This is a genomic window from Streptomyces sp. NPDC029159, from assembly GCF_055564055.1.
Genome location: NZ_JBVHWT010000005.1, coordinates 383,148 through 396,298 on the forward strand (window position 1 = coordinate 383,148; position 13,151 = coordinate 396,298).

Here is a 13,151-nt window from a genome sequence, read left to right on the forward strand (position 1 = left end):
GTGGCGGCCCGGCTCCCACCGGGCCGCCCGATGGCCCCGGCCCTTCGCTCCTCCGCCCTTTCTCGACGGGAAAGGCTCCTTCACCGGAAGGCTCCGCCATGGCCCCCTCTGCCCGGTCCGGCGCCCCGCTCGACCCCCGGCTCACCTCGGCCCTCGCCGAGGTCCCGGTCGTCGCCTCGGTCGTCGGCAGCCGGCCGCTGCGCCAGTTCCTGACCGCACCGGCCAGGATGTGCATCCTCGCGTCGTTCGCCGTGGGGCAGCTGCCCCAGGTCGTCCCGGCGCTGGGCCGGGCGGGAAAGACCGTGTTCGTCAACGTCGACTCCAGCCCCGGCCTGGCCCAGGACCGGGGCGCGCTCGAATTCCTCAAGGACCTCGGCGCACACGGCGTGGTGAGCACCCGCCTCTCCCTCATAGAGAAGGGCCGGCCGCTCGGCCTGCTGACCGTCATGAAGGTCTTCGTCACCGACCGTTCCAACCTGCGCCGCTCCCTGGACGCCGTCTCCCGCGGCGCCCCCGACCTCGTCGAGGTCATGCCCGCCCCGATCATCGGCCGGATGAGCCCGCAGTCCCGCCGCGCCATGTCCCCGTCCATCGCCGCGGGCTTCGTGGAGTCCCCGGCGGACGTCGCCCTGGCACTGGCCCAGGGCGCGGCCGCCGCCGCCACCTCCGACCCCCGCCTCTGGCACCTGCGCCGCGACCAGCTCCCCCAGGTCCCGCCGTCCGCCCTCAAGAGGCCCGCCGACCCCCAGGAGTAAGCACCCCATGACATACGTGGTCATCGCCCGCTACCGCACCCTGCCCGACGCCCAGGACACCGTCCTGCCGCTCCTCGACGCCATGGCCACCGCCTCCCGCGCCGAGGAGGGCTGCCTCGGCTACCGCGTCCACCAGGGCACCGAGGACCCCCGCGACCTCGCGCTCTACGAGGAGTACCGCACCGAGGCCGACTTCGCCGCCCACTGCGCCTCCGACCACTTCCGCGACCTCGTCCTCGGCAAGGTCGTCCCGCTGCTGGAGAGCCGCGAGGTGCTGCGCTGCGCACCGCGGGCGGAGGTGGCCGCATGAGGACCCGCGCCGCCGTCCTGCGGGCCGTCTCCACCGACCGCCCGTACGCCACCACCGCCCCGGTCGCCGTCGAGGAGCTGGAGCTGGGGGCGCCCCGCGAGGGCGAGGTCCTGGTGAAGATCGCCGCGGCCTCGCTCTGCCACTCCGACCTCTCCGTCGTCAACGGCGACCGGGTCCGCCCGCTGCCCATGGCGCTCGGCCACGAGGCGGTCGGCGTCGTCGTGGAGACCGGCCCCGGCGTCCGCCGGGTCACCCCGGGCGACCATGTCGCGCTGGTCTTCGTTCCGAGCTGCGGCTCCTGCGCCGACTGCGCCCAGGGCCGCCCCGCGCTCTGCGCCGCCGCCGCGGCGGCCAACGGCTCCGGCGGACTGCTGCACGGCCCGTCCCTGCTGACCGACGCGGCGGGCGAACGCGTCCACCACCAGCTGGGCGTCTCCGCCTTCGCCGAACACGCCGTCGTCGCCCAGGAATCCCTCGTCCCCATACCCCGCGACATCCCGTTCGCCGTCGCGTCGATGTTCGGCTGCGCCGTCCTCACCGGCGCCGGCGCGGTCATCAACACCGCGGCGCTGCGCCCCGGCCAGTCCGCCGTCGTCTACGGGCTCGGCGGCGTCGGCCTCTCCGCGGTGCTCGGCGCCCGCGCCGCCGGGGCGTACCCGGTCGTCGCCGTCGATCCGGTCGCCGAGAAGCGCGCACTGGCGCTGCGCCTGGGCGCCTCGCACGCCTACGCCCCCGACGAGGCCCCGGCCGCGATCCGCGAGCTGACCTCGGGCGGCGCGGAGATCGCCGTCGAGGCGGTCGGGTCGCCCGCGGTGATGGCCGCCTGCCTGGACGTGGTCGGCCGCGGCGGCAAGGTCGTCTCGGTGGGGCTGCCCGCCCCCGGCCGTACGCTGGAGGTACCGGCCCTGGCCTTCGCCGGTGAGGGCAAGTCGCTGCTCGGCTCGTACATGGGGGACGCGGTCCCCCGCCGCGACATCCCGCGCTTCCTCGACCTGTGGCGCGCCGGTCTGATGCCGGTCGAGCTGATGCACACCGGCACCCTGCCGCTGACCGGCATCAACGACGCCTTGGAGGAGCTGGCCTCCGGCCGCGCGATCCGCCAGGTCCTCGACACCAGCGGCCTGCTGGACGGCTGACCGCCCCCGTACGCGCGCCCGGCACGGTATTCCCCCGAACCTGCCGGGCGCGCTCGTTCCCCGCCCGGTCGCGGCGCTCCCCGCGACGGCGCACCGTGAAAGGGAGGGTCGCGCACGGCGGGCCGCCGGGCGCCGCCGTGGACCACGCGCCGAGCCGCGAGGAGGAGTCGCCATGACCGTCCCGCAGCCGCCCGGACCGCCCGGGCCGACCCACCCCGACCCCGTGCCGCCCGTCCCCGGCCCGGGCCCCGGTCCGCCCGGCCCGACGCCCGGCCCCGGGCCGGGACCGGTACCCGCACCGGGACCGGATCCCGTGCCCGGCCCCGTCCCGGCCCCCGAGCCCGACCCCATCCCGCCGCACCCGGCCCCGCCGACCCCGGGGCCCACCCCGGGCCCGGCCCCCGATCCGGTACCGGCACCGCACACCCCCTGAGCCGGGCTGCGCGCTCCCTTCCGTATTTCTGGAACGCGTTCTACTGTGCCGCCCACGGCCGAGTGGCCGACGGTCCGTCAGAAACCGTCGCCCCGCAGGCCGTCGGCGACAGGAACGTACGCACACGGGACGAAGGGGAGGGGCCGTGCACCTCGCATACACCCCCGCACAGCAGCGGTTACGCGCCGAACTGCGCGGCTACTTCGCCGAGCTGATGCCGGAGCGCACCTACGCCCAGGACGCCGACCCCGCCGCCCGCAAACGCTTCTACCGCGACACCGTGCGGCGCCTGGGCGCGGACGGCTGGCTCGGCGTCGGCTGGCCCGAGGAGTACGGCGGCCGGGGCATGACACCGATGGAACAGTTCCTCTTCTTCGACGAGGCGGCCCAGGCGGGCGTCCCGCTGCCGCTGATGGCGCTCAACACCGTCGGCCCCACCCTCATGCGCTACGGCACCGACGAGCAGAAGGCGTACTTCCTGCCCCGCATCCTCTCCGGCGAGATCGACTTCGCCATCGGCTACAGCGAACCGGACGCCGGCACCGACCTCGCCGCGCTCCGCACCCGCGCCGTCCGCGTCGGCGACGAGGAGACCGGCCACTACGTCGTCGACGGCCAGAAGATCTGGACCACCAACGGCGACACCGCCGACTGGGTCTGGCTCGCCGTCCGCACCCGCGGCGCCACCGACGGCACCCCGCCCCACAAGGGCATCACCCTGCTCCTCGTCCCCACCGACGACCCCGGCTACTCCTGCACCCTCATCAACACCCTCGCCTCACACGACACCACCGCCAGCCACTACGACCACATCACCGTGCCCGCCACCCGCCGCGTCGGCCGGGAGAACGAGGGCTGGCGGATCATCACCAACCAGCTCAACCACGAACGCGTCACCCTCGCCGCCCACGGCACCATGGCCATCCGCGCCCTCCACGACGTCCAGCACTGGGCCGCCGCCACCCGCCTCACCGACGGCCGCCGCGTCATCGACCTCGGCTGGGTCCGCACCCGCCTGGCCCGCACCCACGCCGCCCTCGACGCGATGAAACTCCTCAACTGGCAGATGGTCGACGCCCTGGAACGCGGCACCCTCACCCCGCAGGACGCCTCCGCCGTCAAGGTCCACGGCTCCGAGGCGCGCCGCGACGCCTACGCCTGGCTGATGGAGATCGTCGCCGCCGCGGGCCCCCTGAAGGAGGGCTCCACCGGCGCCGCCCTCCACGGCGACCTGGAACGCGGCTACCGCTCCGCCGTCATCTTCACCTTCGGCGGCGGCAACAACGAGATCCAGCGCGAGATCATCTCCTGGATCGGACTGGGGATGCCACGGGTGCGGCGGTGAGCCGGACATCGACCTCCGCGGCGACCTCGGCTTCCCGACGCCGGACACGGTCGGCGGACGCCACCGCGCACTGCGACTGCTGCTCCACTCTCACGTGGAAGTAGCGCACCCTTTCGAACCGGTGGCCCCGTGCCGCGCGGCCTTGGCCTGATTACCCCGCCGCTCCAGCCGTTCCGGTCGGACCTCCCCGGGTGCCCTGGACGAACTGCGCCGCCCTCCCGGACAATTGCCGCTCGATGCCCACCACCATCGTCAGCTGCCCACGGGAGCGGGCCTACGGCAGACGCGACGCCTTCGGCTCCCACCCCGCGGTGAAGGTGGTCGACCGTGGTATCCCCCTCGCGCTGCGGCCGGACTCTTCGCGCTGACCGCCACGGTGACCACGGCGCACCTCCCTCCTTCCACCGCTGCGCGGGGCGCGGCCACCCGCCCGGATCCCTTCGCGAATGAGGGCCGACCACCCTCTTCTCCCTCCCCTTCACTCGACAAGAGGCTCCGGCCATTCCCGGAAGCCTTCGACCGTTCACTCGGTGATATGCGGCAGATGGGCGTCTTCGCCGGCTGATCCACCCCTCATGCTCGGGAGACCTAGATGACCAACGACCCCTCCGTGCACCACACCGTCCCGTCGTCGCCGGACGCCGGCCGGCTCTACGACGAGCACACCGAGACCGCCGACGGCACGGCCGTCGACGGGAACATCCACGTCGGCTACTGGGGCGGCGCCGCGGACGACCGCTCGCTCGACCAAGCCACCGACCGGCTCACCGACCTCGTGGCGGAGAAACTGGCCGCCGTACCCGGCCAGCGCCTGCTGGACGTCGGCTGCGGAACCGGCCGGCCCGCCCTGCGCATCGCCCGGGCCACCGGCGCCCGGGTGTCAGGAATCTCGGTCAGCGACGAGGACATCGACCTCGCCCGGACCCGCGCGGACACCTCCGCCCTCGCCGACCTGGTGGACTTCCGGTACGCGGACGCCTGCGCGCTGCCCTTCGAAGCCGCGTCCTTCGACGGCGCCTGGGCGATCGAGTCCATGATGCACATCAGCGACCGGACCGCCGCCCTCACCGAGATCGCCCGGACCCTGCGCCCCGGTAGCCCGCTGATCATCACCGATGTGCTGCTCCGGTCGCCGGTGACGGGGGACACCGCGGATCTGGTCCGCCGGACGTGCCGGGCGTTCGGGTCGCCCGCGCTGCCCGAACCGGCGGAGCTCCGTACGGCCCTGGGCCGCGCCGGTCTGGAGGTGCTGGAGTTCTCCGACATCGGAGAGCACGTCCGGCGCACCTACCAGGCGTTCGCCGATGCCTTCGCCGATGTCGCCCCCTCCGCCGACGACCCCCACCACGATTTCTTCCACTTCACCCGGTCCCTTCCCCGGTTCGGCGCGCTCCCGGAGATCGGCTATGCCTTCGTGGTCGCCCGCCGCCCTTGAACGGATGTTCCCTCCCGGGGGGGGCGAGCCGTGGTGAGTGGCCATTCCGGCCAATGTATTCGGTCGTGAAATGGCCGGCGCTGACAGAATGAAGCAGGCGGCCCGAGCGCCTGCACCCGGCCGCTGGATCCGCGGTGTCCGCCAGGCCATAAGGGCAATGTATGAGTTGATGTCGCGTCAAGAAGAATTCAAGGCATCCGGTGTCCTGCATGAACCCATGCGCCTCCCGGGGTGCCTGGTAGTGTTCGGCGCGGAAATGCAGGTCCAATAACGATCATGATTCGGTGAGAATTCGGGCTGCCTCACGCCGCCCGTTCGGTTGTTCGACTCTGTTCATATTTCACCCCGTGTACGGTGCGCGCGACTTTGCTGCGCAGGTGAAATGAGGGATGAATGGTCACCTCGTTCCGCAACAGAAGGCATGTGACTGTAGATGCAGCTGAGGTCTTCGCTCGGCTCCTCCGGAATGCTTTTCCCGTCGCCACCGCGGATTCGTCGTCCACCACGCAATCCCCTCCCGCAAGAGAGGCGGGCGGGAAAGCGTCTGACGCAGTTCGGGAAAATTACGGATGTGCACGGTGATGGCTGGTGATGGCTGACGTGACCCAAGTGACCGAACCCCGACCGGTGGTGGGCGCGCTGATCCGCGACCCGTACGACCGGATCTTCGTCCAGCGCCGCTCGGCCGGCCGACGCCTCTTCCCCGAGTGCTGGGACGTCGTCGGCGGAGCCGTGGAGGAAGGGGAATCCCTCCTGGATGCACTCCGCCGGGAGGTGGCGGAGGAGACCGGGTGGCGGCTGTGTCACGTCCTGGCGCGGGTGGCACACGAGGAGTGGACGGCGAACGGAGTGCGGCACATCGAGTCGGACTATGTCGTCGACGTGGACGGGGACCTCTCCTCGCCCGAGCTCGAACGGGACAAGCACACCGAGTTCATCTGGGTGGCGGCCGGGGAAGTTTCCCTGCTCGACGAGAATGCGCGGCGCAGCGGAAGCACCTTCATCAAGGACATCGTGACCGCGGCACACGCCTGGCTCGCCGACGCTTCCGGGAAGAGCCACAGAGCTCTCTGAGTCGTTCGCGGCCAAGAGTCCGGTCCGGATCTCCACAAGCCTTTCCTGGCTGCCCACACCATCCTCAAAAGAGATTCTGCGGGGGATATTCTGCATGCCCGGTGAAAGGTCAGAGCGCGTGCGCCTGCGACCGCGAGTACTGATGGTCGGATTTGCTGGACACCAAGGAAAGGAGTACCTGCCGATCGTCCGGGAGAGTGTGGACGTCGTAGGCGGCGTCGACCCCGCCCCGGCAGCCTCATCGCTCGCCGACGCATGGGAATTTCCGCATTACGGCAGCCTCGGTGAGGCACTCGAAAAAGTTGACTTCGACGCCGCAGTGGTCACCGTGCCACACAGCGAACACTTCCCGGTCTGTACGAAACTCCTGACACACGGCAGACACGTCATCAAGGAGAAGCCGTTCGCCGTCACCGAACAGGAAGCCCGGCAACTGATACACCTCGCACAACGGGCCGACCGCAGCGTCTTCACGCTGCTCCAACGGAACTTCAACCCCGTTTTCCAGTTCGCCCAGGAGAACCTCGCACGGATCGGGGAACCCTACTGGTTCTCCTACGACTACCACTTCAACCTGGCCCATCCGACCACGGGCTGGCGCGCCTCCAGGGAACAGGCGATGGGCGGTGTGCTCCTCGACATGGGCTACCACCTCATCGACGTGCTCAGCGGAATGTTCCCCGAACCCCCTCGGGTGCACTCCGCCTTCGTCCACCACTACCAGGAGATGCGGGACCGCCGGCTGGAGGATCTCGTCAGCCTCATGTGCAGCTATCCCGCAACGGGGCTGGCGGGCTCGCTGCGCATCTCACGCCACAACCACGAGAAGATCGAACACCTCTGTGTGCTCGGTACGGAAGGCGCGTTGAACGTCGCTCCCGGGGTCGCCACCCTGCACGCCACCGGGGGGCTGACGCTGGAGCGCTACACCTGGCAAGGCCCCAAGACCGACGCCGTGCGCTCCATGATCGCCCACCATCTGGGACACCTGGACGACCGCGACTACCGCCGGAACCACCTCCGCCGCCAACTCGCCGCCGTCCGCACGATCGACGGGATCTACCGGGACCGGATACGCACCGGCCAGTTCCGGTGCGCCGGGCCCGACCCCACCCGCGAACGCAGGAAGGACACATGACCACCGCCGAACAACTTGCCCTCCTCGGAGGCGCCCCCGCCATCGAACAGCCGCTGCCGCACGAGGTCTGGCCGCCCCCCGCCGACGAGGCGGAGCTGTCCGAACTGGCCGAGCAGCGGAACGCCGACATCTCCATCAAGGGCAACAGCGGTCCCATCGGCCGGCTCGAGGCCGGCTTCCTCGCCTTCCTGGACGGCCAAGCCCGCTTCGCCGTCACCTTCAACTCCGGTACCAGCGCCCTCCTCGCCGCCTACTTCGCGCTCGGCGTGCGCGACGGCGTGGACGTCGTGGGACCGGCACTCACCTACCATGCGGCGCTGAGCCCCGTCTTCGCACTCCGCGGTGACGTGGTCCTGGCCGACATCGACCCCGAAACCCGCGGTCTGGACCCCACCGCACTTCAAGCCGCGCTCACCGAGCACACCAAGGTCATCACCGTCGTCCACCAGTGGGGCCACCCCTGCGACATGGACGCGATCCTGCGGATCGCCGAACAACACGGGCTGCGCGTCCTGGAGGACTGCTCCCACGCCCACGGCAGCCGCTACAAGGGCAGGCCCGTCGGCACCTTCGGCGACGCCGCGGTCTTCTCCCTCCAGGCCAACAAGGCCGTCTACGCGGGGGAGGGCGGCATCCTCGTCACGAGCGACCCCCAGGTGCACGACCGCGCCACCCTCCTCGGGCACTACCGGGACCGCTCCCGGGACGCCGTCCTCGACGAGGACCTGCGTGCGCACTGGGTCACCGGCTTCGGGCTCAAGCTGCGCATGTCACCGTTCAACGCCATCGTCGCCCGGCACGCGCTCGCAGCATTCCCGGCACGCAAGGAGGCCCGGCACCGCTGTCTGCGCCACCTCGGCGAGCAGCTCCGTGACGTGACCTACCTGGAGCCGGTACACGTCGCCGACCACGTCGACATGGGCGCCTGGTACGGCTACAAACCGCTCTACCGGCCCGAAGCACTGGGCGGCGTCCCCCGCTCCGTGCTCATCGAGGCACTGCGCGCCGAAGGCATGGAAGTCGGCGCCCCCTCCGGCCCCCGGCTGTCGACCCTGCCGCTCTACGCCCGCCCGGAGAACCCCCTCTTCCCCGGAACGCCGAAGAAGGGCATCGCACCGGGGACCGGCTCACACGCCGAACACGTCGAGCAGCACGCGCTGTCCCTGCCCACCTTCACCCACTGGCCCGAGGACAAGGCGCTCATCGACCGGTACGCCGAAGCTTTCCGCAAGATCGGCCGTCACCGCGAAGCGCTCGTACGGTACGCGGCCGAGCCGGCCCGATGACCCGGACCACCGAAGAGGGAGAGAGCATGACTGCCGAAGAGTCCCCCGAGGACGTGGCCCGGGCCCTGCAGCACGCCCTCGCCGGTGACGACCTGCCGGACTCCTTCACCCTGCTGGGGCGGGAATGGAGCCTGCACCGAGGCGTCTTCCCCAGCACCCTGAGCGCCGCCACCGAGGTGCTGGCCTCGATCGTGCCCTATCCCGAGGGCGGCTCGTTCCTGGAGGTCGGCTGCGGCACCGGCGTCATCTCCGTGACCGCCGCGCTCCACGGCTGTGCCTCCGTCACTGCGCTGGACATCAACGAAAAGGCAGTGGCCAACACGGCTGCCAACGCCGAGCGGCACGGTGTGGGCGACCGGGTACGCGTCCTCCACAGCGACATGTACACGGCGCTCGATCCCACGGACCGCTTCGACACCATCTTCTGGAACGTGCCCTGGACCTATGTGGAGGACGACTTCTCCCTCTCCACCGATCTGCACTCCGCCGTCTTCGACCCGGGCTACCAGGGCCAGGCCCGGTACCTCGCGGGCGCCCCCGAGCATCTGGCCGACGGCGGCAGGCTGCTGCTGGGCACGGCCGACCTCGGGGACCGCGAACGGCTCGACGCCATCGCCGGGGAAGCCGGTATGCGGGTCGAGCTGCTGCGCCGGGTGCGCCGGATCGAGGAAGTGCGGGTCATGGAGTACCAGATGCTCGAACTGCACGCCAAGTGATCCGGCAGCCCGTGGCGCTCCGCCCGGATCGCCAACGGCTGAGCCCCCGAACCTACGATGCGGGCAGCGAGGCGCTCCATGTCGCAACAGACCGACCTCGAAGTGGCGCAACAGGCCGATCTCGAACTGGCCCTGCAACTCGCCGATATCGCCGACAGGATCACCGGCCGACGCTTCCGAGCCCGCGACCTGCGGATCCGGGAGAAGCCGGACCGTACGCCCGTGACCGACGCGGACACCGCCGTCGAGACGGCCGTACGCGAGGCCCTGGGGTCCGTCCGCCCGGACGACGCCTTCGCCGGGGAGGAGACCGGCGGCTCCGTCGCGGCCGGGCGTACCTGGATGGTCGACCCCATCGACGGCACCAAGAACTTCCTGCGCGGGGTGCCGGTCTGGGCCACACTGATCGCTCTGCTGGAGGACGGCCGGCCCACCGTGGGCGTGATCAGCGCCCCCGCCCTGCACAGCCGCTGGTGGGCGGCGGCCGGACGGGGAGCCTGGCTGCGGCGCGGCCCGGCCGACGGCGCACCCCGGCCCCTGCGGGTCTCCGGCAACACCCGGCTCGCCGATGCCTATCTGTCCACCACCAGCACCCGCACCTGGGACGTCTTCCACTCCCGGGAGGCATATCTGCGCCTGGCCGAAGCGTGCTGGGAGGACCGTGCCTTCGGAGACTTCCTCCCCCACTGCATGGTCGCCGAAGGAACTCTCGACATCGCGGCCGAACCGGTCGTGAACCCCTGGGACATCACCGCCGTACAGATCCTCGTGGCGGAAGCCGGCGGTATCTGTACCGATCTCCTGGGCGCCTCGCCCCAGAGCGGCACCGGCGCCCTGTCCGCCAACCCGCGGTTGCACCAGCTCGCCCTGAAAGCCCTCTCGGCCCCGCCCGATGCCGCTCCGGAGCCCGGCCCCGCGTGATCCCGGCCGCCCGACCGTCAGGTCGGCAATCCACAGAGAAAAGGACCATCATGCTGATTCTTTCCCTCAAGGAAGGCCATGACGGGGCGATTGCAGCCGTCGAAGACGGCAAACTGCTCTTCTCCCTGGAGGCGGAGAAGGACTCGTTCATCCGCTACAGCAATCTGACCGCCGAGGTGTTCGCCGTCGCGGCGGACCGGCTGGACGGGCAGCCGGACGTCATCGCCCTGAGCGGTTGGATCAAGGGGACCCAGGCCACCGACCAACCCTCGCGCGCCGGGTACTTCGGAGTGGGCGAATCCGCGATTTCGGACGAGGCCGGCCGGTTCTTCGGAAAGGATGTGCGGGTCTTCTCCTCCACGCATGAGCGCTCCCACATCATGACGTCCTACGGAATGTCGGCGTTCCGCCGGGACCAGCCCTTCTACAGCCTGGTGTGGGAGGGGAACATCGGCTCGTTCTACCGCATCGACGAGCACGGGAAGGTGACCCACCTCAAGGAGGTGCTCAACTACCCAGGCAACAAGTACTCCTACGGCTTCGCGCTCGCAGACCCCAAGTACAGCCCACACGAAGAATTCGTCCGTTTTCAGGACGCGGGCAAGCAGATGGCCCTGGCCGGATTCGCCGAGAACCGACCCACAACCCAGGCGGAACAGGAAGTCATCGACTTCGTACTCGGCCAGAAAGACGTCATCACCGGCAACCTGAAAGACCGGATGACCGATTCCCCGTACCACAACATCGGCGTGGAATCAGACGCGTACAAGAGCCTCGCCGCCCGCCTGTCGAACGCCATCTTCGACCGGTTCCACGCCTACGCCCAGGAGCATTTGACGGAGGGGCTCCCGCTGCTCATCTCAGGGGGCTGCGGGCTCAACTGCGAGTGGAATCGCCGCTGGCGCGAGTGCGGGCTCTTCCCCGCAGTCTTCGTCCCACCCTGCCCCAACGACAGCGGCTCAGCGATCGGGACCGCCATCGACGCCCAGCACTTCTACACCGGGTCGGCCGGCCTGGACTGGGACGTCTACGCGGGCGGTGAATTCGTCGAGGACAGGGAATTCGACCCGGGGCGCTACGAAGTCCGCCCGGTGTGCCACGACGAGGTCGCCCGCTACCTCCGCGACGGGAACATCATCGGCTGGGCGCAGGGCCGCTGGGAAATCGGCCCCCGCGCGCTCGGGAACCGGTCGATCCTGGCCGCCCCCTTCACCGAGGAGACGACGGCCAGGCTCAACAGGATCAAGCAGCGTGAGGGGTACCGCCCCATCGCCCCGATCTGTCTGGAGCAGGACGCGGGCCGCTGGTTCGGCGGAGGCGTCCCCGATCCCTACATGCTGTACTTCAGCCAGGTCGAGTCCGGCGAACTGCGGGCGGTGACTCACGTCGACGGAACGGCCCGCACCCAGACCATCGACCCGACGGCGAACCCGGAAATGGCCGCTCTGCTCAATTCCTTCCGCGAATTGACCGGCTTCAGCGTCCTCTGCAACACCTCACTCAACTATTCGGGCCGCGGGTTCATCAACCGCACCAGCGATCTGATGGCGTACGGCGAACTCCACGGACTGGATGGATATGTCGTGAACGGTTCCTTCATCACCCCGCGGCGGTGAGGTATGCGCCGTCGGTCCGGGCAACCCTGCTCTGAACCAAGGGCTGCAATCGGCACAAGCCCGTTGCCGTAATCGGGTGCACCGGGCAGAAATTGCCGCACGTCCCGATGCGCCAAGCAGGTGCGGCCCCGCAGCCGACAACGCTGCGAGGCCGCATACGGACCGGGGCGGGCCCCGGTGAGCCGTCGTCGCGTGGGCTACCGGGTCCGGAAGCGGCGGAAGAGGTTGCGGGCCACATACACGCCCGGGCCGCCGAAGCCGACGAGGTCGACGCGTCCGTCACCGGTGAGGTCGGTGAGGAAGCGGGGGTGCCGGTCGACCCGCCAGCCGCCTGCCTCCGCGTGGTACCCGAATCCCCGGCACACCAACTGCGCCTGCTCGAACCGGCCGTCGCCCAGACTGTGCGCCACCCAGACGCCCTCGTCGCCGAAACCGACGATGTCCGGGTTGCCGTCGCCGGTGACATCGGCGAGGAGGCGGAGGTGCTTGCCGCCCGTCCACCCCTGGGCGCTCCCGAAGTCGTTCAGGACCAGCCGCGCGGGCCCGAACGTGCCGTCACCGAGCCCACGCGCCACGACGACGCCCTGCGGACCGAACCCGACGAGATCCGGTGCGCCGTCCTTGACGGTGCCGATCACGAAGCGGGGGTGCTCCTCGACCGAGGTCCACCCCTGGCCGGCCCCGAAGTCGTCGAGGACGTACAGCGGTTCCGCGAACGTCCCCTCCTCGTCCTGGCGGGAGATCCAGACGCCGTCGTTGTGGCAGCCGATGAGGTCGAGTCGGCCGTTGCCGGTGGTGTCGGCGAGGAACCGCGGGTGCTTCTCGGCGAGCCACCCGCCGGCCGCCTCGTCATGGCCGAATGCCCGGAGCACCGGCTCCTCGGCGAGCGGCGCGAACGTCCCCTCCTCGTCCTGGCGGGAGATCCAGACGCCGTCGTTGTGGCAGCCGATGAGGTCGAGTCGGCCGTTGCCGGTGGTGTCGGCGAG

At 70.5% G+C, this 13,151-nt stretch carries 13 protein-coding genes; 12 read left to right on the forward strand and 1 reads right to left on the reverse strand.

Features of this window, described 5'->3' with window-relative positions:
- The first annotated feature begins 98 nt into the window (after positions 1-98).
- The 12 genes from ACZ4U4_RS13990 (at position 99) to ACZ4U4_RS14045 (ending at position 12,165) form a co-directional block, all read left to right on the forward strand.
- Positions 99-755 (forward strand): glycerol-3-phosphate responsive antiterminator, encoded by a 657-nt coding sequence (locus ACZ4U4_RS13990; protein WP_467872929.1) that lies wholly within the window; start codon positions 99-101, stop codon positions 753-755.
- Between the two features lie 7 nt (positions 756-762).
- Positions 763-1,065, forward strand: a complete 303-nt coding sequence (locus tag ACZ4U4_RS13995) for a putative quinol monooxygenase (RefSeq protein ID WP_467872931.1) — start codon at positions 763-765, stop codon at positions 1,063-1,065.
- Positions 1,062-2,201, forward strand: coding sequence for a zinc-binding dehydrogenase (locus tag ACZ4U4_RS14000; RefSeq protein ID WP_467872933.1), 1,140 nt, complete (start codon positions 1,062-1,064; stop codon positions 2,199-2,201). The genes ACZ4U4_RS13995 and ACZ4U4_RS14000 overlap by 4 nt, the downstream gene beginning before the upstream one ends.
- Positions 2,202-2,779: 578 nt before the next feature.
- Positions 2,780-3,979: an acyl-CoA dehydrogenase family protein gene (locus tag ACZ4U4_RS14005; RefSeq protein ID WP_467872935.1), complete on the forward strand. Its 1,200-nt coding sequence runs from the start codon at positions 2,780-2,782 to the stop codon at positions 3,977-3,979.
- A 236-nt stretch (positions 3,980-4,215) separates the two neighbouring features.
- Complete coding sequence (locus ACZ4U4_RS14010) at positions 4,216-4,347, forward strand: hypothetical protein (protein WP_467872938.1); 132 nt, start codon at positions 4,216-4,218, stop codon at positions 4,345-4,347.
- A 224-nt stretch (positions 4,348-4,571) separates the two neighbouring features.
- Positions 4,572-5,414 (forward strand): SAM-dependent methyltransferase, encoded by an 843-nt coding sequence (locus ACZ4U4_RS14015; RefSeq protein WP_467872941.1) that lies wholly within the window; start codon positions 4,572-4,574, stop codon positions 5,412-5,414.
- Between the two features lie 609 nt (positions 5,415-6,023).
- Positions 6,024-6,488, forward strand: a complete 465-nt coding sequence (locus ACZ4U4_RS14020; protein ID WP_467872943.1) for an NUDIX hydrolase — start codon at positions 6,024-6,026, stop codon at positions 6,486-6,488.
- 118 nt (positions 6,489-6,606) lie between these two features.
- Complete coding sequence (locus tag ACZ4U4_RS14025; RefSeq protein WP_467872945.1) at positions 6,607-7,626, forward strand: Gfo/Idh/MocA family protein; 1,020 nt, start codon at positions 6,607-6,609, stop codon at positions 7,624-7,626.
- Positions 7,623-8,912 carry a DegT/DnrJ/EryC1/StrS aminotransferase family protein gene (locus ACZ4U4_RS14030; RefSeq protein ID WP_467872947.1) on the forward strand — a complete coding sequence of 430 codons (1,290 nt, stop codon included), beginning with the start codon at positions 7,623-7,625 and terminating at the stop codon, positions 8,910-8,912. Before ACZ4U4_RS14025 ends, ACZ4U4_RS14030 begins: the two co-directional genes overlap by 4 nt.
- A 26-nt stretch (positions 8,913-8,938) precedes the next feature.
- The gene (locus ACZ4U4_RS14035) at positions 8,939-9,628 is read left to right on the forward strand and encodes a methyltransferase (RefSeq protein WP_467872950.1); all 690 of its coding nucleotides are present in this window, start codon (positions 8,939-8,941) and stop codon (positions 9,626-9,628) included.
- Between the two features lie 78 nt (positions 9,629-9,706).
- Positions 9,707-10,549 carry a histidinol-phosphatase gene (gene hisN, locus ACZ4U4_RS14040; protein WP_467872952.1) on the forward strand — a complete coding sequence of 281 codons (843 nt, stop codon included), beginning with the start codon at positions 9,707-9,709 and terminating at the stop codon, positions 10,547-10,549.
- 50 nt (positions 10,550-10,599) lie between these two features.
- The gene (locus tag ACZ4U4_RS14045; protein ID WP_467872954.1) at positions 10,600-12,165 is read left to right on the forward strand and encodes a carbamoyltransferase C-terminal domain-containing protein; all 1,566 of its coding nucleotides are present in this window, start codon (positions 10,600-10,602) and stop codon (positions 12,163-12,165) included.
- Positions 12,166-12,362: 197 nt separating this feature from the next.
- On the opposite strand, the gene ACZ4U4_RS14050 is transcribed toward ACZ4U4_RS14045, so the two are convergent.
- Positions 12,363-13,151 (reverse strand): FG-GAP repeat domain-containing protein (locus ACZ4U4_RS14050; RefSeq protein ID WP_467872957.1); only part of this gene is annotated, 789 nt, incomplete at its 5' end.

Bases quoted from the DNA above. Each gene is read 5' to 3' on its own strand.
- ACZ4U4_RS13990 (WP_467872929.1), top strand. From the start codon at position 99: ATGGCCCCCTCTGCCCGGTCCGGCGCCCCGCTCGACCCCCGGCTCACC.
- ACZ4U4_RS14015 (WP_467872941.1), top strand. From the start codon at position 4,572: ATGACCAACGACCCCTCCGTGCACCACACCGTCCCGTCGTCGCCGGAC.
- ACZ4U4_RS14010 (WP_467872938.1), top strand. From the start codon at position 4,216: ATGCCCACCACCATCGTCAGCTGCCCACGGGAGCGGGCCTACGGCAGA.
- ACZ4U4_RS14045 (WP_467872954.1), top strand. From the start codon at position 10,600: ATGCTGATTCTTTCCCTCAAGGAAGGCCATGACGGGGCGATTGCAGCC.
- ACZ4U4_RS14030 (WP_467872947.1), top strand. From the start codon at position 7,623: ATGACCACCGCCGAACAACTTGCCCTCCTCGGAGGCGCCCCCGCCATC.
- ACZ4U4_RS14035 (WP_467872950.1), top strand. From the start codon at position 8,939: ATGACTGCCGAAGAGTCCCCCGAGGACGTGGCCCGGGCCCTGCAGCAC.
- ACZ4U4_RS14000 (WP_467872933.1), top strand. From the start codon at position 1,062: ATGAGGACCCGCGCCGCCGTCCTGCGGGCCGTCTCCACCGACCGCCCG.
- ACZ4U4_RS13995 (WP_467872931.1), top strand. From the start codon at position 763: ATGACATACGTGGTCATCGCCCGCTACCGCACCCTGCCCGACGCCCAG.
- hisN (WP_467872952.1), top strand. From the start codon at position 9,707: ATGTCGCAACAGACCGACCTCGAAGTGGCGCAACAGGCCGATCTCGAA.